The 21,195-nt window shown below is 39.1% G+C and carries 16 protein-coding genes; 7 read left to right on the forward strand and 9 right to left on the reverse strand.

What is annotated here, in order from left to right; translation table 11 throughout:
• Window positions 1–28 precede the first annotated feature (28 nt).
• The 5 genes from hemC (at window position 29) to add (ending at window position 7,825) form a co-directional block, all read left to right on the forward strand.
• On the forward strand, window positions 29–967 hold the full coding sequence (gene hemC / locus DC53_RS14095; RefSeq protein ID WP_007377338.1) for a hydroxymethylbilane synthase: 939 nt from the start codon (window positions 29–31) through the stop codon (window positions 965–967).
• The gene (locus tag DC53_RS14090; RefSeq protein WP_007377339.1) at window positions 968–2,809 is read left to right on the forward strand and encodes a uroporphyrinogen-III synthase; all 1,842 of its coding nucleotides are present in this window, start codon (window positions 968–970) and stop codon (window positions 2,807–2,809) included.
• Window positions 2,806–3,915, forward strand: coding sequence for a heme biosynthesis HemY N-terminal domain-containing protein (locus DC53_RS14085; protein WP_007377340.1), 1,110 nt, complete (start codon window positions 2,806–2,808; stop codon window positions 3,913–3,915). The genes DC53_RS14090 and DC53_RS14085 overlap by 4 nt, the downstream gene beginning before the upstream one ends.
• Window positions 3,916–4,013: 98 nt before the next feature.
• Window positions 4,014–6,698 (forward strand): CHASE domain-containing protein, encoded by a 2,685-nt coding sequence (locus DC53_RS14080; protein ID WP_007377341.1) that lies wholly within the window; start codon window positions 4,014–4,016, stop codon window positions 6,696–6,698.
• 125 nt (window positions 6,699–6,823) lie between these two features.
• Window positions 6,824–7,825 carry an adenosine deaminase gene (add, locus tag DC53_RS14075; RefSeq protein ID WP_007377342.1) on the forward strand — a complete coding sequence of 334 codons (1,002 nt, stop codon included), beginning with the start codon at window positions 6,824–6,826 and terminating at the stop codon, window positions 7,823–7,825.
• Between the two features lie 54 nt (window positions 7,826–7,879).
• On the opposite strand, the gene DC53_RS14070 is transcribed toward add, so the two are convergent.
• From DC53_RS14070 to DC53_RS14050, 5 genes are all read right to left on the reverse strand, one after another.
• Window positions 7,880–8,290, reverse strand: a complete 411-nt coding sequence (locus DC53_RS14070) for a CBS domain-containing protein (RefSeq protein WP_007377343.1) — start codon at window positions 8,288–8,290, stop codon at window positions 7,880–7,882.
• A 167-nt stretch (window positions 8,291–8,457) separates the two neighbouring features.
• A complete protein-coding gene (gene fre / locus DC53_RS14065) occupies window positions 8,458–9,171 on the reverse strand; it encodes an NAD(P)H-flavin reductase (protein WP_007377344.1) in 714 nt (237 codons plus the stop codon).
• Between the two features lie 109 nt (window positions 9,172–9,280).
• A complete protein-coding gene (gene ubiD, locus DC53_RS14060) occupies window positions 9,281–10,747 on the reverse strand; it encodes a 4-hydroxy-3-polyprenylbenzoate decarboxylase (RefSeq protein WP_007377345.1) in 1,467 nt (488 codons plus the stop codon).
• A gap of 71 nt (window positions 10,748–10,818) precedes the next feature.
• Window positions 10,819–12,849 (reverse strand): methyl-accepting chemotaxis protein, encoded by a 2,031-nt coding sequence (locus DC53_RS14055; protein WP_033028908.1) that lies wholly within the window; start codon window positions 12,847–12,849, stop codon window positions 10,819–10,821.
• Between the two features lie 67 nt (window positions 12,850–12,916).
• Window positions 12,917–13,198 (reverse strand): MliC family protein, encoded by a 282-nt coding sequence (locus DC53_RS14050; RefSeq protein ID WP_050484126.1) that lies wholly within the window; start codon window positions 13,196–13,198, stop codon window positions 12,917–12,919.
• Between the two features lie 147 nt (window positions 13,199–13,345).
• Between DC53_RS14050 and DC53_RS14045 the strand changes: the two genes are divergently transcribed.
• Complete coding sequence (locus tag DC53_RS14045; RefSeq protein ID WP_033028915.1) at window positions 13,346–14,251, forward strand: DUF808 domain-containing protein; 906 nt, start codon at window positions 13,346–13,348, stop codon at window positions 14,249–14,251.
• Window positions 14,252–14,295: 44 nt separating this feature from the next.
• On the opposite strand, the gene DC53_RS14040 is transcribed toward DC53_RS14045, so the two are convergent.
• The 3 genes from DC53_RS14040 to DC53_RS14030 all read right to left on the reverse strand — a co-directional run bounded on the left by DC53_RS14040 (window position 14,296) and on the right by DC53_RS14030 (window position 18,980).
• On the reverse strand, window positions 14,296–15,237 hold the full coding sequence (locus DC53_RS14040; protein WP_033028910.1) for a tetratricopeptide repeat protein: 942 nt from the start codon (window positions 15,235–15,237) through the stop codon (window positions 14,296–14,298).
• Between the two features lie 82 nt (window positions 15,238–15,319).
• The gene (locus DC53_RS14035) at window positions 15,320–16,720 is read right to left on the reverse strand and encodes a M20/M25/M40 family metallo-hydrolase (RefSeq protein ID WP_033028911.1); all 1,401 of its coding nucleotides are present in this window, start codon (window positions 16,718–16,720) and stop codon (window positions 15,320–15,322) included.
• 181 nt (window positions 16,721–16,901) lie between these two features.
• The gene (locus DC53_RS14030) at window positions 16,902–18,980 is read right to left on the reverse strand and encodes a TonB-dependent siderophore receptor (protein ID WP_033028912.1); all 2,079 of its coding nucleotides are present in this window, start codon (window positions 18,978–18,980) and stop codon (window positions 16,902–16,904) included.
• Window positions 18,981–19,169: 189 nt separating this feature from the next.
• Here DC53_RS14030 and dbpA point away from each other — a divergent pair, with 189 nt between their 5' ends.
• Window positions 19,170–20,558, forward strand: coding sequence for an ATP-dependent RNA helicase DbpA (gene dbpA / locus DC53_RS14025; RefSeq protein ID WP_007377352.1), 1,389 nt, complete (start codon window positions 19,170–19,172; stop codon window positions 20,556–20,558).
• A 20-nt stretch (window positions 20,559–20,578) separates the two neighbouring features.
• On the opposite strand, the gene DC53_RS14020 is transcribed toward dbpA, so the two are convergent.
• Window positions 20,579–21,151: a DNA-J related domain-containing protein gene (locus DC53_RS14020; protein ID WP_033028913.1), complete on the reverse strand. Its 573-nt coding sequence runs from the start codon at window positions 21,149–21,151 to the stop codon at window positions 20,579–20,581.
• Window positions 21,152–21,195: the final 44 nt, after the last annotated feature.

Raw genomic sequence — 21,195 nt, forward strand, 5'->3', positions numbered from 1 at the left:
TAAACGCAGTAATTAATTGGATACCCTTATGACAGAAAAAACAAAATTAGTACGTATCGCAACGCGTAAAAGCGCCTTAGCACTTTGGCAGGCCGAATTTGTGAAAGCAGAGCTTGAGCGTTTTCATGCAGATGTGTGCGTAGAATTAGTCCCTATGTCGACGCAAGGGGATATAATTTTAGATACGCCATTGGCTAAAATTGGCGGTAAAGGCTTATTTGTTAAAGAGCTAGAGCAAGCTATGTTAGATGGTCGCGCTGATATTGCTGTGCATTCTATGAAAGACGTGCCAGTAGAGTTCCCAGAAGGATTGGAACTACATACTATTTGTGAGCGTGAGGATCCGCGTGATGCGTTTGTATCAAATAACTTTGCTAATTTAGGCGAGTTACCACAGGGCGCTATTGTTGGTACTTCGAGCTTACGTCGTCAGTGTCAAATTAAAGCGCTTCGCCCTGATTTAGATATTCGTGATTTACGCGGCAATGTAAATACGCGTTTAGGTAAATTAGATGACGGCCAATACGATGCTATTATTTTAGCGGCAGCGGGGCTTATTCGCTTAGAAATGGAGTCGCGTATTGCTGATTACATTGAGCCAGAAGTGTCATTACCAGCAAATGGTCAAGGTGCTGTAGGTATTGAGTGTCGTATTGATGATGAAGTAACAAAAGCATTACTTGCACCACTTGAGCATACACAAACACGTATTCGCGTAAACGCAGAGCGCTCTATGAACCGCTATTTAGAAGGTGGCTGCCAAGTTCCTATTGGTGCTTATGCATTAGTTGATGGCGAGCAAGTACATTTACGTGGTTTAGTTGGCGCTGTGGATGGCAGTGAAATTTTACGTGACGAAGTAACAGGTCATGTAAATGACGCAGAAAAATTAGGTATTGAGCTTGCTAAAAAATTACTAGCTCAAGGTGCAGATAAAATATTAGCTGAAGTTTATAGAGACGCATAAATGACACATATTCTGATAACTCGGCCCGAAGGAAAAGGCGCAGCCCTTGCTCAGCAACTTGAGCAGGCGGGTTATCAGGCGTCTTTGTTTCCGGTATTAAAAATAACGCATTTAACACCCTCTAGCACTGAACTTAGTCCGCTGTTAAATGCAGATAAAATAATATTTATATCGCAAGATGCAGTTAGTGCACTTTCGCAATTAAAACCCGATATAAATACTAAAGCTCAATTTTATGCGGTTGGGCAACAAACAGCCGACATTATATATGAGCAATTTGGTGTACGCGCAGCATTACCAAAACAGTATGATTCAGAAGGGTTGCTTGCGCTTAAATCACTCGCAGAGGTTGATGGCAGCAATATAGTGTTAGTTAAGGGGCAAGGTGGCCGCCCTGAGTTAGCTAAAACGCTCAAAGAGCGCGGTGCTTTTTTAAATAATTGTGTTGTGTACAAACGTGAACCCACAGAGAGTATTCTCCCTAACTGGACAGACCACTGGAAAAGCCAGAATGTACACGGTATAGTCATAACAAGTAATGCTGCAGTTGATGCTATATTTAAAAGCCTTGCTGCACACCAACTACAATGGTTACAACAGTGCCAATTTTATGTTGCCAGCGAGCGGATAGCCGCTTATTTAAAGCTGCAACAAGTAAGCTTGGCTAATATACATATTGCAGCAGGGGCTAGCGATGATGCTATGTTTACCTGCATAAATCAGCAAGGTAGCAACATGAGCGAACAGTCAAAGCCAGTTACGGCAGAAAAAGCCACACCAACAACAGCTAACACAGCCTCAGCTAAATCAACAAAGCAAGAGCCTGCAGCTACAAAAAATACGGCAGACAAAAATAAACAAAAGGTAAGTAAGGTTGCAGCACTTGCGCTTTTGATTTCGTTAATTGTGGCCTCTGGTGTTGGATACGAGTTTTATCAAAAACTAAATGCTGGTAAGGCGCAAAACCTAGCCGTTAATGAGTTAAGCGAGCAAAATAAGTTACTCGTTCAAGAGCTGCAAGCACTTAAATCGGCGCAATCTAATTTACAGCAAGCGCTGTTTAATAGTGAGAAAAAAATTGCCACAGCCCTCAGTGAAAGTACAGCTCAAAATCAGCAAGAATTGAAAGCCGCTTTGCAAAAGGCGCAGCAACAAGGCTCGTCTCTAAACCCACAAGAAGTAACCAGTTTACAACGTATGGCTGAGTTTAAACTATGGGCTGAAAAAGATTACCAAGGCACTAATGCTGTTTTAAAACGCTTAGATGGATTACTTAGTGAGCATCCAGGAACAGTTGAAGTTCGCCAAGCTATTATGCAAGACATACAAACACTTGATAGCCTTAAACCTGTTGCAACAGAGGCTATTTATTTACAGCTAAACAGTGTACTAAGCAGTATTGACGACTTAGTTTTTAATGCAGTTAATTTGCCAGAAGAAGTTACCGAAGTAGATGAAAATGTATTAAGTGAAGACATAAATGATTGGCAGCAGAATTTAAATAACAGCTGGGGTCGCTTCTTAGACAGCTTTTTAACACTTCACCATCGAGAAGGAGGAGTAGTTGCTCCATTTCTTGATGAGCAAGAGCGTCACCTCGTTAATCAACGTATTAAGCTTTATATTACTCAGGCACAAGATGCGTTACTTAGTAAACAAGCTAGCATTTACTTTAGTACTTTAAGTGAAGCAAAACGCTTAGTTGATGAGTATTTTAAGAAAGACGATAACGCTACACAAAGGGTTTTAAAATCAATAGCTAGTCTTGAAAAAGAATCACTTAACTTTAACCCTAAAGTAACACTTCAAAGTACACAGCAGGTTAAGGAGTGGGTGCAATGATAGGGCTAATAATACTGGTTATTGCGTTAGTACTTGTTATTGGTGTAGCTCCTTACGTTATAAATGAGAAAGGTTATGTCCTTTTCTCATTTAATAACTATACAGTTGAGGGCACTATGATTGCTTTTTGCGGTACAGTGATTGTTATTACTGCGATCGTATTTATTACATATAAGCTAATCCGCTACTTATTATCGATTTATCATAATACTAAACATGGCTTTTTTGCACGTAATCAAGAGCGCAAACAAGCAGCTATTGAGCAGGCTCTGTGGAGTGCTATTAACGATGATTATGAGCATGTAGAGCAGGCTTTATCGGGTAATAGTGTGCCAGATAAGTTTGAAGATATTCGCTTAGCATTACTTGCAAAAGCAGCGCTTGCTAATAATCAAACAGATAAAGCACTTGAGCGTTTATTTGAAATAAGCCCTGAGCATCAACTAAAAGTCGCGAAACTTTGGCTAGCAAGTGGCGATAGTAGCGCAATTGAATCGCAGATGCGTGTAAGCGCCGAATCTAAAAAAGCTACTGCGCTTGAGTTAAAGCTGTATACCGAAGTGTTGGTGCAACAGCAGCACTTTAGTGCTTTAGAAGACATTTTACCAAGATTGTTGCGCAAAAAGGTGTTTTCAAGCGAGCAGTGGACATGTGTTTTTAATGCTTACTTTTCAGCTCTGCCAATTGAAGAAATTACACATAAATATAAACAGCTTCCTAAAAAGCTACAAGCTTATGCGCATACTGCTTATTTAGCGAAAATGGCAGCGATAGGTCAGCTAGCTGTAATTGAGGGCGACTTGATAAAAATGGTTAAACACAACGAACAGCACAATCAACTTGCCCATATCTTAAATGGCGCAGCCAATGCTGATGCAATCAAGTTGCAGACCTGCATTCAAGAGCGCCTTAAAAAAGATGAAAGTAATAATGCTTTATTACTAGCACTTGCTTGCCTTGCCAATGCACAAGGTGACTATGATTTAGCCGCAAGGGTATTTGATAAAGCGTTGAACTCTGAAAATAAAAAACAGTACGCGGAACAAGCTGCGCTAAGCTATAGTAAAAGTGCACAAACTGAGAAAGCACTGGTTTTGTATCAATGAGCTTAAATATGAAAAACTAAACTAAACTAAACTAAACTAAACTAAACTAAACTAAACTAAACTAAACTAAATGTAAGTACAGGTATAGGAGCTGAGTATTGAAAAATTTATTCGTATTAACTTTCAGCCTAGCCAGTGCTTACTTTTTAACTGGATTTGCTAGTAATCTTCTTCTTTCTATTGATGGTTATGCCGTTGCTTCATGGCCTCCTTCGGGCATTGCATTGGCTGGACTTTTACTGTGGAATCGTAGAGCTTTACCTGGCATCATTATTGGTGCGTTATTAACAAATATAGTTAACCTCGATAGCGCATCTGATATCTTCAATTGGCAAATTGCCATTCAAGCCTTGTTAGTTACTACAGCGTCTGTGTTGCAAGCATGGATAGGCGCTCAATTTATTACAAAAGTTATAAAAGCCCCCCTTGATCTCTCTTCTTTAAAGCATTGTATACAAAGCTTATTTATAGCTGGTCCAGTGTGTTGTGTTCTGGCTGCAGGAGTCGGTACGTTTTTATTAGTTAGTAATCACGTAATACCAGCACATGGCGCTATTGATAATTTTATCGCATGGTGGATAGGTGATAGCGTTGGAGTATTAATTTTTACTCCGCTGGTGCTTGCTGGGTTTAACTATCAACAAGTTCAAAATAGGCTGCAGGTTATTATTCCTTCTCTAATGATATATATCATTATTAGTGCAGGATTTTATACTGCGTCTAATTTTAAAAAAGAAAAAGAAATACAAAAACAAGAGCTTAAAATATTGTCTGTTCAAGATGCTATAAGCCAACGAATTGATGAAGTGTCAGCCCATCTAAGCTTGCTAGCAACATTTTTTGCAAGTAGTGATGAGGTGACTTTTGATGAATTTAAGCTATTCACTTCTAAACAGCTTAGTTATAGTCAAGAAATTGTTGCATTTGAATGGGTACCTTACATTTCAGCAGAGCAATTAGCCGATTTTGAACGCTCAGAAAATACTCAATACATTGATGATTACTATGTAAAAGAAAGATGGTCAGAAGGGGTATGGGAGCCAGTAAGTTCACGTGACTTTTATTACCCTGTACTTTATGCATACCCATTGATTGGTAATGTAAGTGTTATTGGTTTTGACTTAGCCTCAAATAAAGGGAGGGCGGCAGCATTACACAAAGCAAAGATTTTAAATGAGCTAGTGCTAAGTGAGCCAATCGATTTAGTACAAAATACGCAAGAAAAAGGTGTGTTATTTTTGCACCCTGTTTTTGGAAACTCCACTACTGAAGATGACTTTAAAGGGTTTGTTGTTGCAGTAGTAAGCCTTAAAAAATTATCGCAATCGTTATTATTTGATCAAAATAACCTCGTTGCAGCTAGCTTTTTAGATGTGACTTTACCCAATCAAAAACAGAGTATTTACACAGCCGATACTCATTCTTTTGAACTATTAAAAGAATACCAATTACTTATTGGCAAGCGGATCTGGCAAGTGCAATTACATGAGCCTGTAGTTAGAACATCATGGTTAATGTATTGGCTTGCACAAATAGTAGGTATGCTATTTGTGTGGTTATTAATAACTTTTTTGATTTCGGTTACTGGTACAAATATACAAATTCGTGAGCAAGTGGCAAAACAAACTCGTGTTTTACGTCAAGAAAAGCAAAAAGCTGATGAAGCAAGCCATATTAAAAGCCAGTTTTTAGCTAATATGAGTCATGAGGTGCGCACACCTATTAATGGTATAAAAGGACTGCATTATTTAGCGCTGCAGCAAAATGATTGGCCACAGGCTCGAACTTATATAGAGCAAGCGGATGGTGCGCTTGGTGTGTTACTGAGGGTATTAAACGATGTACTCGATTTCTCTAAGATGGAAGCTGGCAAACTTGATTTAGTACAAGAACCCATTAATGTGGGTCGCTTAGTGGATGAAGTGACGAATTTAATGCAATTTGAAGTAGATGTTAAGTCACTGGAATTGCATCTCGATTACGATAAAACAACAAACTTAACTATTCATACCGATCCTATTCGTTTAAAACAAATACTTTTAAATTTACTTAATAATGCAGTTAAATTTACAGCGCAAGGCTGCATAACACTTAAAGTATGGCAATCAAAAAAGATGACTTATTTTAGTGTTAACGATACGGGTATTGGTATTAGTGAAGCAGCTCAAAAACAGTTGTTTAAACCTTTTTCTCAAGCCGATAGTTCTACTTCTCGACAATATGGTGGCACAGGACTAGGTTTGAGTATTTGCAAAAAACTGGTTGAGTTGATGGGAGGGGCTATTGATTTAGCTAGCCACGAGGGTAAAGGCTCTACTTTTACATTTAGTGTGCCGTTGAATTCCCCCCTACCAAAAGCAGAGCAGGTACAGCAACAATATAATGAGATAGATGTTGAGAGCTTATCGTTTACTGATTATAAGCTGCTTTTAGTTGAGGACAATTCTTTAAATCAACATGTTGCTAGTGCAATATTAAAGACCAAGGGGTGTGTAGCTGATATTGCGAGTGATGGGTTTGAAGCAATAAAAATGTTGACTACCAATAGTTATGACATTGTGCTGATGGATATTCAAATGCCAAATATGGATGGTTTACAGGCAACCAAAGTTATCCGTAATGATTTAGGGCTGATTGATTTACCTATTATTGGTTTGTCTGCCAACGCGCATGATGATGATGTTAAAAAAGCAGTTGCTTGTGGAATGGATAACTATATAACCAAGCCAATTGATGCTAATACGCTATTTAAAACACTGTGGCATCATTTATCACATAAATAAGTTACGTTATTTTTGCACAAAAAGCAGACATATGACCGCTTAAACTTACCGCAAACCATATAGACTTGAAAAATAACCATATCTGCGTATCATGCGCGCAAATTTAACTAAACTGGGTTGCTATTATGATCAATAGAAAATTACCTTTGCTAGATATTCACCGCCATTTAGACGGTAATGTACGTGCGCAAACCATATTAGAACTTGGTCGTCAGTTTAATATAGAGTTACCTGCAGATAATGTTGAGGCACTCATTCCTCATGTTCAAGTTATTGATCCTGAGCCAAATCTTATGGCTTTTTTACAAAAGTTAGATTGGGGTGTTGCAGTACTTGGCGACTACGATGCGTGTAGGCGCATAGCGATTGAAAACATTGAAGATGCTCAAGCCCAAGGCCTTGATTACGTAGAGCTTCGTTTTAGCCCTTACTATATGGCACAAAGCCAAGGTTTACACCCGCAAGGGGTTGTAGAAGCGGTTGTTGATGGTATTAAATCAGCAACAAAAGGCGCAAACATAAAAGCGAATTTAATTGGTATTTTATCGCGTACTTATGGCGTAAAAACATGCCAGAAAGAGCTTGATGCATTACTCGCATTTAAAAATGATTTAGTAGCGGTTGATTTAGCCGGTGACGAAATAGGTTTTCCCGGGGAGTTGTTTGTAGCGCACTTTAAACAGGTACGAAATGCCTATTTAGCATCGACTATTCATGCTGGAGAAGCTCTTGGTGCTCCGAGTATTTGGCAGGCAATTAATGAATTAGGGGCGAGCCGAATAGGGCATGGCGTTAAAGCTATTGAAGATCCAAAGCTCATGGATTACTTACGCGATAATCGCATTGGTATTGAGTCATGCTTAACAAGTAATATTCAAACCAGTACAGTGAGCGACCTAGCTAAGCATCCACTTAAACAGTTTTTAGAACACGGTATTTTAGCGTGTATTAATACTGATGATCCTGCTGTTGAAGGGATTGAAATTGAGTATGAATATGCAGTTGCAGCACCTCAAGCTGGTTTATCTCAAGCTGATATGGAAAAAGCCCAAGCAAATGCATTAGAAATAGCATTTTTAAGCGATGGCGATAAAAAAGAGCTTTCGGCAATCGTTAGCGCACGTTAATTTAAGAGTATTAAAAATGCCGCTTTATATAAGCGGCATTTTGTTATCTGCAATTTAGTGTGTTTGGCAGCTTATGTAATTATCGTAAAGTGCTTTAAGTACATCTGCCCGGCTGATCATACCGATTACTTTAATGCCATCTACAACTGGGTAGTTTTTTGGTTTACCAGGCTGCATTTTTTCAGCAAGCTCAATAATATTTGTATCACCATCTATAGTAACGACTCCTGTTTGCATAAGCTGCGATACTTTTACTATGCCATCACAAAAATAACTGCTTTGCATAAGTGGCTTTAAAAGCTCTTGTTCGGAAATAAATCCGACTAGGCATTTATCTTTATCGAATACTGGTGCACCAAGTAGTTTAAATTTTTGTAGTTCTGCTATGGCTGTCGTCATTTCTGTATCTGGTGTGATATTTGGCAACTTGCGTTGCATAAAATCTTTTACTTTTGTATTTAGCATTTGGGTCTCTCCCGCTGATGTTCTATACAAAGTATGGTTTATAGATAGGGATTTAGGAAATTGTTTATATTGATGGGGTTGATAGGTTATAACTATTAAATATTTGTTGTTATAAAAATAAAGGCACCGATTAGGTGCCTTTATTTATAACTGAAAGTAAATTTCAATTATTTGATAAATGCGAATGCGTCGGCGTACATGTTTTCACGAATTGCACCATGGGTAATAAAGTCATCGCGGACTATACCTATCATGTCAAAACGACCCGCCATATAAATATCATATGGGGCAAGTGATACGATATCTTGTATTACGGCTTTGTGTACATAGCCAGTATGACCTTGCCAATTCGCTGATGGATTTTCTACCACAGGGATAAACTCAAAGTTTTTATGGCTATCGGCCCATGTTTGCATTTCTGTGTGCGCGTATAAAGCTGACTCTTCTTTTACACCCCAGTAAAATAATACAGGACGGTCGCACTTAATTTCAGCTAAGTGATCAGCCATTGATTTTGCGTATGAAAAACCAGTACCGCCGGCGAGTAAAATAATAGGGCGCTCACATTGCAGGCGCAACTGTGAAATACCTAGGCCAGCTTCAATGTCTACTAATTGCCCTGTGGTATGGGCGTTTTGTAAATGTTCTAACGATTGCATTGCATAAGAATCGGCACCAGATGCGCCAATATGCAGTTCTATTGCATCGCACTGTGAAGGGCGGCTAGCAATAGAAAAAGCACGTTTGTCTTTTTCGCCTAATACGAGTTGCATGTATTGGCCAGCTTCAAAGGTCACAGGTTGTTGTGGCTTTAAAATTACTTTATGAACAAATTCTGTAAGTGGGCTGATAGCTACAACTTCAGCTTTTAATGTTTGCATTTTTTACCTTTTAGCAGCGCTTTTAACAGCAGATACGCAATCGAATGACTCGATTCTAGCATATCTGCAGGGTTATTTTATAGCCTGTTATGTACTTACATATAAACACTTAAACAATATTAAGGCTTTCCCAAATATCATCTACGCGGTCTTTGGTGTCTTTATCCATAACAATAGGCTCGCCCCATTCGCGGGTGGTTTCGCCAGGCCATTTATTGGTAGCATCCATTCCCATTTTTGAACCAAGGCCAGAGACTGGCGATGCAAAATCGAGATAATCAATAGGTGTGTTTTCTATTAATGTTGTATCACGCGCAGGATCCATTCGGGTTGTTATAGCCCAAATAACATCTTCCCAATCACGGGCATTAATATCGTCATCGCACACAATTACAAACTTGGTATACATAAACTGACGTAAGAACGACCAAACCCCCATCATCACGCGCTTGGCATGGCCTGGATATTGTTTTTTCATTGTTACAATCGCCATACGGTACGAGCATCCTTCTGGCGGAAGGTAAAAGTCGACAATTTCAGGAAATTGCTTTTGTAATATTGGCACAAACACTTCATTAAGTGCTACACCTAAAATCGCAGGCTCATCAGGCGGTCGGCCAGTAAATGTGCTGTGATAAATAGGGTCTTTACGATGCGTTAAGTGAGTGACCGTCATTACTGGAAAGTCATCTACTTCATTATAGTAACCGGTATGGTCACCATAAGGGCCTTCTGGCGCCATTTCACCAGGCATTATGTAACCTTCAAGTACTATTTCTGCACTGGCAGGGACTTGTAGGTCATTTGAAATAGATTTTACAACTTCGGTTCTGCTACCACGTAATAAGCCAGCGAATGCATATTCGCTTAGAGTGTCAGGTACAGGCGTTACGGCACCTAATATAGTGGCAGGATCGGCACCTAGTGCTACCGATACAGGGTAGGGTTGCCCTGGGTTTTCTTTACACCATTCTTGAAAATCAAGCGCGCCACCACGATGTGACAACCAACGCATAATTATTTTATTTTTTCCTAATAATTGCTGGCGATAAATACCCAGATTTTGGCGTTTTTTATATGGGCCTTTAGTGACCGTAAGGCCCCAAGTAATTAATGGCGCTGCATCACCTGGCCAGCAATGCTGAATGGGCAACTTAGTTAAATCGACATCATCACCTTCTAAAACTACTTGTTGGCAAGGCGCTTTTTTAACTTCTTTTGCTGGCATATTAAGCACTTGCTTAAAAATAGGTATAGCGCCTAGAGCTTCTTTAATGCCTTTTGGTGGCTCAGGCTCTTTTAAAAAAGCGAGCAGTTTACCGACTTCACGTAGCTCGCTAACTTCTGTTTGGCCCATTCCCATAGCAACGCGCTTTGGTGTACCAAATAAGTTGGTAAGCACCGGCATATCGTAGCCTTTTGGATTTTCGAATAATAACGCAGGACCTTTTGCACGCAATGTGCGATCAGATATTTCGGTCATTTCAAGATACGGGTCGATTTCTTGGGTGATACGTTTAAGTTCGCCTTTTTTCTCAAGTAAATCGATAAAATCACGTAGATCTTTATATTTCATTGTGGGCCGCTATTAAGCTAAAGAGTTGAAGTATTATACCCATTTCATGCAAGGCAAGTCATTACTTGTGCTTAAAACTTAAAGCGCTCTACGGCACTCGTTAGAGAGTGTGCAAGTTGATTTACGTCTTCACTTTCGCTTGCTAGGGTTGTCGCGTTTTTGGCATTTAAGGTGGCTTGCTCTGTTACCTTTGCCATTATTTTTTGGATGTCGTTACTATTAGTTAGCTGTTCATGAGAGGCCTTTGCTATTTGTTCGCTCATTTGATTAACCGATAGTAATGTGCTTTTTATACGCTCTACAGCTTTATTTAGTTCAGCACTATTTTCAACACATTTTTTGGCTTGTTGTTGGCCATCATTAATTTCACTTTGTGTTGTTTTAGTATGCTGTTGTAATGTTTGGATCATGGTATTTATTTCGCTTGTTGAGCTTTGTGTACGCGCAGCTAGTGAGCGAACTTCATCAGCGACAACTGCAAATCCTCGTCCATTTTCACCAGCTCTTGCCGCTTCTATTGCAGCATTGAGCGCAAGCAAGTTTGTTTGCTCAGCAATACTACTAATAGTCTCTACAATGGCACCAATGAGTTCGGTAAATTCAGCAAGCTCTTTTGTGCTACTAACTGCCTTATCTAAACGGCTTAATAGTGCCTCAATACTTTGGCTATTTTGATTGGCTATTTGGTTTACGTCATTAGCAAACTGTGAGGCGTTAGTTATTTCATTTGATGTGCTATCAGCTTGTTCGTACACGACTTGTGAATTATCTAGCATACTTTGTGCAAGCGCAGTTGCTTGTGCGCTCCGCTCTAGCTGTAGTTGGGCTACAATGGTCATTTGCTGGCCTTTTTCACTGGTTTGAATCGCTGATTTGTCCAGTTCATGTGCATCGTTACTAATTGCTTTTATTAAATGGCTTAAGTCGTCACTAAGTTTATTAATATTGTTAAGTAAAGTGCCAAACTCATCTTTACTGCGTGGATGGCTGCGCTTAGAAAAGTCACCTGAGGCTATGCAAGCTAAATCACGATTTACTTTATTAAGGGGCTTTAGCATTGCATTGGTGGTAAAAATTGAAATTATGATCACCAGTATAATCAGTACAAGGGCGATTATAATTACCGAGCTTGAGCCCATATTAATGGCTGATTTGGCATTATTTTGAAGGGTGTTAAATCGTTCATCAGCAAGTTTATTAAGTTTAAGTAATTGGTTTTCTGTGTTTATAAATTCTTGTTGAAAGCGTTCAAATTTTTGTTGCGCCGTTGTTTTGTTTTCAATCGTTTTCTTTTGTTTTACATAAATACCATTTGGCGCATTTAAGAGATCCCTTAAATCGTTGAACTCAATAGTAAGTTGGCCGATGTTTAGATCATTACTAAAAGGTGTCGCCTGCTGCTCTAGGTAAGTAAAGTTAGGCTGAATATTATCGAGTAAAAACAAAGTATCTTGTTGGTGATTACTTAAGTCGCTAGTACTTGTAGTTTGAGTGATGCTTTTAACATTGTTACTTAAATTAAATAGTAGATCATCAATACGTGTTGCCGTACCAAACATAGAATCGAGTAGAGGCTGTTGTGTTGAGGGTACTTCTAATAGCTCTATATCAAGCAAACGATTACTCAAGCTAGTCAATTGCTCAATGAATTCTTTAATAAGTGATAGGGCCGAGTTTTGTGCTTTAAATCGTTGTTCCTTTGCACTAAACATTGCAGCACTTATTTTGCTTAGTTGATTAAAGTTATCAGTTGTTGCTGCAAGTAAAGCTTGCATATTTTGCTGCTGAAATAGTTGAGATTCAAGCGCATTAAGCATTGTTAGAAATTGCTCTTGCTCTGCGTATGCTTGGTCTTTATTTCGCAATAGTGAATCTGGTTTGGTCTGGCTGTAAGCAACAGCATTAAATTTAGTTATGGAAAGAAGTGAAAGCCTTAAATCTTTACTAACTTGTTGTACTGGAACGGCTAAAGTTTCTATACGTGAAGTAGTAATACTAATTTGGTTTAACGACCAATAAAAAAACACACAGCTAGTCAGCATTAACAGCCCTATGGCAGAAAAAGCTAAGATTATTTTATGTTTTATAGCAATAGAGCGCATAACTTCATCAACAAAATTAACACTTTATTTAGTGTAGCAGTGTTTTTTAGATGTTGTTAATTGGTGGCTAATTAATAATGCATTGCTGCTTTTTCCCTGAAATTATAAGCATGGCGTGATTATCTTTACCCCAAAACAGTACATTTTCGCTTATGTACTTATTCCCTGATGTACTTTTTTCATGATTAATTAAATGCGTTTCGTTGTTAAAAGTAAGCTCAGCATATTTATCGTTGATAATACTTAGTGTTAGTTTTTTTTTACCACATAGATAGGTAGTATTTACTTGCTGTTCGCTACATGCGATTAAGCTAAGTAAGCTGACTATAATTGCTATATTTATTTTCACTCTTACCTCCATCTACGTTCAAAATGATCATCTTTGGGAAGCCCTACCCTTAATTCTAATTAGAGATTAACAAAGCTAAATTAACCGTTGGTGAAAGTAGTGCTTTACGTTATGTTTATAGCAATATTTTTTGAGCTCGGAAGCTTTATGGCTGGTACTAACCTTTTAACATTATTAGACGATATAACCACTTTGCTTGATGACATTGCGACAATGAGCAAAGTAGCAACAAAAAAAACAGCGGGTGTATTAGGCGATGACTTAGCACTCAATGCACAGCAGGTTACAGGTGTAGCAGCAGAGCGTGAATTACCGGTTGTTTGGGCTGTGGCAAAGGGCTCATTTTTAAATAAAGCGATACTCGTACCCGCTGCTTTATTAATAAGCGTATGGCTGCCTTGGTTAATAACACCGCTTTTAATGATGGGTGGTTTGTTTTTATGTTTTGAGGGAGCTGAAAAAGTATTTGCTAATTTTTTACCTCATCATAATGAAGTAGTTGATGAAAGCGAGAAACTAGATTTAGTTGAGTACGAAAAACAAAAGATTAAAGGCGCTATAAGAACCGACTTTATTCTTTCTGCTGAAATCATTGTTATTACGCTAGGTACTGTTGCTGGTGCTACATTATTTAACCAAGCGTTAGTGCTCTGTGTTATCGCAATTATAATGACTATTGGCGTTTATGGTTTGGTTGCCGGTATTGTAAAGCTGGATGATGCCGGGCTTTATTTACTCAACCAATCTAAAGTGTCAGCTAATAAATTTAAAGAATTACTTGGTAAAGGCTTACTCGCAGCAGCGCCTAGGTTGATGCAGTTTTTAGCATTTGCGGGCACTATTGCGATGTTTTTGGTGGGTGGCGGTATTTTGGTCCATGGTGTTGCGTTGCTGCATCATATACAGTTGGATGTAACAAGCTATGCTCAATCGGTTGCTGGCGGTACAGGAGAAGTATTAGCACCTCTCTTGTTTGATGGTTTGCTAGGCGTTATTGCCGGCTTAGTTGTTGTGCTTATACATGTAGGTTATACAAAGTTATTTAAAAAATAATTTATAGCTGGCGTACTTGTGGCGCCAGCTATATTGAAATTCACTCATTTACAGATAGTTATTTTACAAAGTGACTCCAATTCAAATTGTGCTTTAGTATTTTTTTGTTCAATGGCCTTTTTATACCAATAAATAGCTTGCTGTTGATCCTGATCTATTCCCTGACCATCGCGATACATTTGCGCTAAATTTAATTGCCCCCATTGAGAGCCTGCTTCAGCAGCTAGCTTAAAGCTATTAAATGCTTCAAAAAATAACTTATCTTTAAAATAAATAATGCCTTGTTGATTGTTTTTATCGAGTTTTAAACCTTTATATAGTGGCTTAGGTTTGGGAAGATGCATCACAAACCCACCATAAAGGATGTTGGCATAGGGACGCAGCACGTCGTAAATAGCTTCGTCGTTGTAAAGGCGTGCTACTTCATCACGAGGGAGGGTGATTGTTTTAGTGGAAAAGTAATTGTCTTGAATTAGCTGGCTAGTACGCATTGCCAAAGTAATACTATTATTACGTTTATAGCTGTAGTTGCTTATCTGAAAGGTAATAAACTGTTTATCAAAACTTAAAACTTGAGCAATTCTTAAATTGGTTAGGGTCCAGGGCTCGTGTGTAAATTTGTCGGCGTGTACTAAGTAGGTGTCATATATTTTAGGGGTATTCAAATAGCTTTGCTTTTGAGTCTCGGTATCAAGATGCTGTTGATAAAAAAACGAAACAATCCAAAGCAATAAAAATACACCAATAAAGTATTTAGGTAGGCTTAGTTTTTCTATTAACGGTAGTTGCGATATTTTAACCGGTCCGCTTTTTCCGCATTGATAACACTCGCGTTTATAGCTTAATTTTAAGGCAAGCATAGGTAAAATGCTAAATCGTAAATAGCGGCTTTTATTTACTAAATGGTAGGCGTCGCTTTGGCAGTGAGGGCAGCGTGTTATTTGTGCAAAATGTGGAAATGATTCACTCGTGTTGAAAAGTAACATAAAGCACGCTCCTTGTTTAATTACCTAAAGGTAAAACAAGAAGCGTGTTAGTTAAAGCTACAAACTGTAAGTATGTCTGTTATTACTTATTTTGAGCTTTAGGCTTAATAGTGGTTTTTGCATCGGCAGCCATTAGAGCAAATACAGCATATGCAGCGGTATTTTGACGCAGCTTAGCAGGTGTTACTTTATCAAGCGTATCGTCAGCTGTATGGTGGTAATCAAAGTAATCTGTTCCATCTTGAGCAAGTTCAAAAATAGGTGCTGAGGTTGCTGCTTTAAGTGGAATTAGATCAGGGCCACCATTCGCTTGGTTTTTACCAATATGCTCAATATTTAACGGCGAAAGTTCTTTTGCAATAGCACGCACTACAGGAAGTGACTCTGCGCTTACGTTCGATTCAAAAGCATATACAACATCGGCGCCAAAATCAGACTCAGCTGCTGCAACAATATTGCTTAGCTCGTTTTTATGCTTTGCAAAATAAGCTTTTGCACCCCAAAGACCTAGCTCTTCAGCTGCAAAAAGTACCACACGAATACTGCGCTTAGGACGCTTTACATCGCTAATATGCTTAGCGGCTGCCATTGTTAGTGCAACGCCTGCACCGTCATCTAGTGCGCCAGTCCCTAAATCCCAAGAATCTAAATGCCCGCCGATCAGTACATATTGTTCTGGGTTTTCGGTACCATTAAATTGGCCAATAACGTTATAACCGGTGCCTTCACCAAGGCTTTCGGTTTGCACATTAATATTTACCGACACTTCTTTATTTAAAGCGACTAAGCGTGCGATTTGATCGGCATCTGGGTTAGCAATGGTTACGTTAGGTATTTTTGTAACACCTTCTTTGTAGTAACTACCGCCAGTGTGTGCAAAACGATGATGACCGGTACTTACCGAGCGCATCATGTAGGCAACAGCGCCTTTTTTAGACGCCTCAATAGCGCCTGTGCCGCGTGCTTTTACTGCAGGTCCGTAACCATTGCCATCAATGTGGCGGTTCATACGATAATTAATATACGCAATTTTGCCTTTTAAGCTGTTCGCCGGTGCGGCTTTTAGTTCATCAAGTGTTTCGAACAAGACTACTGGTGCGGTAATCCCATCTTTTGGGGTACTTATACTGTTACCTAATGCAGTTAAGTGCAGTGGTTGCTCGCTTGGTGTTAGTATTTTTCCGCTTTCACTATAACGGCGCCATTCAGGAAATGTTGCTTTTTCTAGCCATACTTTATCAAAACCAAGCTCATTAAATTTAGCTTTAGCCCATGCCACTGCTTTTTTATCATTTTCAGTACCAGGTAAGCGAGGGCCTACTTCAGTTGTTAATGACTCTAGTAATTTATAGCTTAGATCACTATTTAGTGCAGAGGTGCGCACTTCATTGACTTGTTGTAATTGCTTTTGGGTAAATTCGGCATTGTTAGCGTTTGCAGCCATACTGCTAGTAAGCAGCAGTGCGGTAATTAATTTTTTCATTTTGGTAGGCCTTTTTAATAATTAGCGCTATTAGAACATGTAACAAACATGATAAAAAATAGATGAGATGAATAGGCTTTGTAATAGATTTAATGCTGTTAGGTATAAACGTTTAGATATAAATATAGCCCGCGTACATGTACGCGGGCTATATTTTAAAGCTGTTATTTAAGGCATTTATTTAAAAGCTAAATTGCGCAGCTAAACGAAGATTTGTGCCCTCGCCAACAGTTACATTATTAGTTCCACCACCACCTAAATAGCTTTTATCAAATAAGTTTTCGATGTTAAGACGTAAATTAATATCGGTATTACTTAAGTTAAACTTATAAGTGGCACCTACATCAACACGCGTATATGCATCTTTAGTAATTGTATTGTCGCTATCGGCAAAGCGCTCACCTTCGTAAAATGCACCAGCATTAAGTGCAATGGCGTCGTTTAATTCATAACGCGTCCAAAGTGATGCCGACCATTTAGGTGCATCGGTAGGGCGTTTGCCTTCCAATACTTCATCGCGTTCAAAATTAGCATCTAGATACATAGTTGATGCCATTACAAATAAACGGTCAGTAGCAGCGCCTTGAGCGCTTACTTCAACACCTTTATGGCGTTGTTCACCCACTTGGTTTGTTTCACTTGTGAATGAGCCAATAGGCGTCTCAAGCTGTTCGCTAACAAGTGTGCCTTCTTTACTAATATCAAAAATTGCACCTGTTAGTAGTAAACGGTCATCAAATAATTGCCATTTAATACCAATCTCTCTTTGCTCTGAGGTAATGGCATCTAGCTTCATGCCATTATTTACATCGGTTTCATCAATCAGAGTTTCACTACCTTGAGGCTCGAAACCTTCTGAGTAACTAGCGTATATAGTTGCAGAAGCATTTGGGTGATAAAGCACACCTACCTTTGGTACAAATGATTCGTTATCTGCACCTTCTCGTGTTTGTTTATCGTAACGGCCACCTAGCGATAATTGCCACTCTGGTGAGAACGAAATTAAGTCCTGAACGTAAATACCGTAATAGTCGTATTCAGTTTCGCTTACTGTATCATCTGTTTTATAACTTACAGAAGGGCGTGATGGTTCTGCTTGTCCTGCAGAAAAATCAAAGTATTCAGCGGAAGTACGGCGTTGCCCGTAGTAGTAATCTAGCGAGTTTGCGCCAATTAAAAACTGATGCTGTAAGCTACCTGTTTTAAATTCACCAATAAAATCAATAAATGCAGTTTTAAATTGCCAATCATCAAAGCGATCGTAAGGGCGAGATTCATAGCTGTCACCTTCAGCAAAGCCATTAGGCATGCGAGGTGCTGACTCAAAGCGTTGGCGTTCAAACGTTTGTTCGTTGTAACCAAGTTTTACTTGCCAGTTATCGGTTAAAAATACCTCTAGGTCTACACCTAGGTTTTCTACGGTAATATCGGTGAACGCCCAAGACATATCACGGATTGTTTTATCGCTACCAATTACATTGGCATTATCGTCTATCCATGCGCCAGTATCTAAACCTGCTTCGTCATCTGTGCGGTCGTAATGCACACGTACTAATGCGTTATCGCTAATATCGTAATCTACAACTAATGCACCTAAAAAGCGGTCGCGTTCACGATTTTCACCATTTTGGTATTCACGCCAGTAGTCAACGTCTTGCTTTACTAAAATACCACGAGCACGTAAATCTTCCGATTCAGTTAATGCGCCTGCAGCATCTACCATAAAGCGAGTTGAGCCATGCTGATCTACATCGGCACTGGCATTAAATAGTGTTTGTGCTGTAGGTTTTTTAGTTACCATGTTAACCAAGCCCCCCGGGCCTGACTGACCATATAAAATGCTTGATGGACCTTTAATTACTTCAACTTGTTGCAAAATTTCGATGGGTTGTTGATAGTGTGACCAATGTTGATGCCCGTCGCGTAAATAACCCGTAGATGAACTTAGCTCAAACCCACGCAAGTTAAATACTTCACGGTTTCGTTGTTGTGAGCCAGCTGTTAGGCTTGCGTCATTTGTGAGTACTTCGCCAAGGGTAGTGGCAAGTTGTTCGCTAATAATAGTGTCGGTTATTACAGTGACAGATTGTGCAGTTTCAAGTAATGAAGCTGATGTTCTCATTGCGCCATTGGCGTTATCTACTTTGTAATCGTTAAAGTAGCTACCTTTTACTTCTATGCGTTCAAGGTCGGTAGAGTTTGCATGTGCGTTTGCGGTAATACTTGCTAATAGTGCTATGTAAAGAGAGTTCAGTTTCATTAATTGCTTCCAGGGCAGATATGTAAAAAACAATCGCGATCTTAATGCAAACTACTATCATTTTCAACACCTTTCATTAGCCTGTTTATAATGTGTTTGCTAATGGTTGCCAATTACGAATTCTGCTATTATTAGCAGCATATTTAGTGGGACTTTCTCCCATGTTATTTTATTGCTATGGAACTTACTGTGACTTCAACTGCTTTTTCATCTTTGGCTTTACCGGCTGGACTCGTTGATAATTTATCAACACTTGGCTATGCCCACATGACACCTGTGCAAGCGCAAAGTTTGCCGCCTGTACTTGCTGGTAAAGACATCATTGCTCAGGCAAAAACCGGTTCAGGTAAAACTGCTGCGTTTAGCTTGGGTGTGTTAGCTAAACTAAACGTAAAACGTTTTCGTATTCAATCTTTAGTGTTGTGTCCTACTCGTGAGCTTGCTGAGCAAGTTGCAGTTGAAATGCGTAAATTAGCGCGCGGCATTCATAACATTAAAATATTGACGTTATGTGGTGGTGTTTCAATTGGCCCGCAAATAGGTTCACTTGAACATGGCGCGCATATCATTGTTGGCACACCTGGGCGTGTTGATGATCATATTCGTAAAGGTACTTTACGTTTAGATGATGTTGAAACATTGGTACTTGATGAAGCCGATCAAATGCTTGATATGGGTTTTCAAGACACACTTGATGCAATTATTGAGCGTATTCCACAAAATCGTCAAACATTGTTATTTAGTGCTACATTCCCAAGAGCCATCGAAGCAATTGCTAAGCGTGTACTTAAAAATCCAGAAATGGTTAAAGTAGAAGAAGAGCAAGCCAAAAGCACAATTAAGCAGTACTTCTACAAAATGGATAACAATAAGCAGCGCTATCCAACGCTTAAGTTATTACTTCTTAAATTTACACCACAAAGCTGTGTTGTATTTTGTAATACCAAAGTAGAAACACAACAAGTGTGTGATGATTTAGCTGACGAAGGCTTCAGCGCTGTTGCATTGCACGGTGATTTAGAGCAACGCGATCGTGAACGTACGCTAATTCACTTTGCAAATAAAAGTGCTTCAATACTTGTTGCCACCGATGTTGCAGCGCGTGGTTTAGATATTGATGACATGGACATGGTTATTAACTACCATTTAGCACACGACACGCAAACACATGTACATCGTGTTGGTCGTACTGGTCGCGCTGGTAAAAAGGGCATTGCATGTTCGATTTATGGTGAAGCAGAAGCGTTTAAAATTGCACAAATTGGCGATCATTACGAGCGTGATATTACTCCAGAGCAAATGCCGCCGTTTAATTTATTAGATAAACCGCCGTACCGCCCTGAAATGGTTACTTTGATGATTGATTCAGGTAAAAAGCAAAAAGTACGTGCAGGCGATATTCTTGGTGCTCTAACAGGTAAGGATGGGGTTGCAGGTCGTCAAGTAGGTAAAATTAACGTACTTGATAACGTAGCATTTGTTGCAGTTGAACGTAATTCATCAAAACCAGCACTTCGTAAATTAACTGAAGGTAACATTAAGGGGCGTAAAATACGCGCTCGTCGCCTTACTCGTTAATTTATATTTGAATGAATGTACTAACGAGCTGCTGCTTTTAGTTGCTCGTATTCTCCTTTTACTTTTTTAAATTTTATTTCGCAGCCGCTAGGCTTGTCGGGATGATTTTTGAGAGCTTGTTGCCGCCAGCGTTTTTGTAGCTCTTTAAGGGTAAAGTTAGTTGGCAGTTCCCATTTAGCAGTGAGCTCATCATAATTTTCTTTTGTTAACGTTACTGTTGTATCTGCATGTTTTACCCTCTCCCAAAAACTAGTCAAGAGTGCATCTACTTCTTGTGCTGAGGCGTCGTAATTTTCCCAGTTTAGATAATAGTCCTTCAAATTTGTTTTAATTGTTAGTGGGTACTCACACTCTTTTTCTAAAAGTTCTATATGCAAAGCTGAAACTAACAATGTTTGTGGATGAAGCTGAGTTTGAAGTTGATACAGTGCATTCATGATGAGAAAGTTGCGCTTAAATAAATCACGATCAGGATTTTTATCAAGTGATTTAATTGCACCACTATTTATAAGTTCTGATGCTAGAATATGAACTTGCCAAACTTGCTTTGTTAATATTAAATCAAATATCTGGTCAATCAGTGGGTTAAGCATTGTTTACGCCCTAGTAATTGGTGTATCTTCGATAAAGATTACAT

This window comes from Pseudoalteromonas fuliginea (assembly GCF_000690055.1).
Lineage (GTDB): Bacteria > Pseudomonadota > Gammaproteobacteria > Enterobacterales > Alteromonadaceae > Pseudoalteromonas > Pseudoalteromonas fuliginea.

Excerpts from the sequence above, each read along its gene's own strand:
- DC53_RS14085 (WP_007377340.1), top strand. The coding sequence starts at position 2,806 with ATGATAGGGCTAATAATACTGGTTATTGCGTTAGTACTTGTTATTGGT.
- DC53_RS14090 (WP_007377339.1), top strand. The coding sequence starts at position 968 with ATGACACATATTCTGATAACTCGGCCCGAAGGAAAAGGCGCAGCCCTT.
- hemC (WP_007377338.1), top strand. The coding sequence starts at position 29 with ATGACAGAAAAAACAAAATTAGTACGTATCGCAACGCGTAAAAGCGCC.
- DC53_RS14055 (WP_033028908.1), bottom strand. The coding sequence starts at position 12,849 with ATGCGCTCTATTGCTATAAAACATAAAATAATCTTAGCTTTTTCTGCC.
- ubiD (WP_007377345.1), bottom strand. The coding sequence starts at position 10,747 with ATGAAATATAAAGATCTACGTGATTTTATCGATTTACTTGAGAAAAAA.
- DC53_RS14035 (WP_033028911.1), bottom strand. The coding sequence starts at position 16,720 with ATGAAAAAATTAATTACCGCACTGCTGCTTACTAGCAGTATGGCTGCA.
- DC53_RS14020 (WP_033028913.1), bottom strand. The coding sequence starts at position 21,151 with ATGCTTAACCCACTGATTGACCAGATATTTGATTTAATATTAACAAAG.
- add (WP_007377342.1), top strand. The coding sequence starts at position 6,824 with ATGATCAATAGAAAATTACCTTTGCTAGATATTCACCGCCATTTAGAC.
- DC53_RS14070 (WP_007377343.1), bottom strand. The coding sequence starts at position 8,290 with ATGCTAAATACAAAAGTAAAAGATTTTATGCAACGCAAGTTGCCAAAT.
- DC53_RS14045 (WP_033028915.1), top strand. The coding sequence starts at position 13,346 with ATGGCTGGTACTAACCTTTTAACATTATTAGACGATATAACCACTTTG.
- DC53_RS14040 (WP_033028910.1), bottom strand. The coding sequence starts at position 15,237 with ATGTTACTTTTCAACACGAGTGAATCATTTCCACATTTTGCACAAATA.
- DC53_RS14030 (WP_033028912.1), bottom strand. The coding sequence starts at position 18,980 with ATGAAACTGAACTCTCTTTACATAGCACTATTAGCAAGTATTACCGCA.
- fre (WP_007377344.1), bottom strand. The coding sequence starts at position 9,171 with ATGCAAACATTAAAAGCTGAAGTTGTAGCTATCAGCCCACTTACAGAA.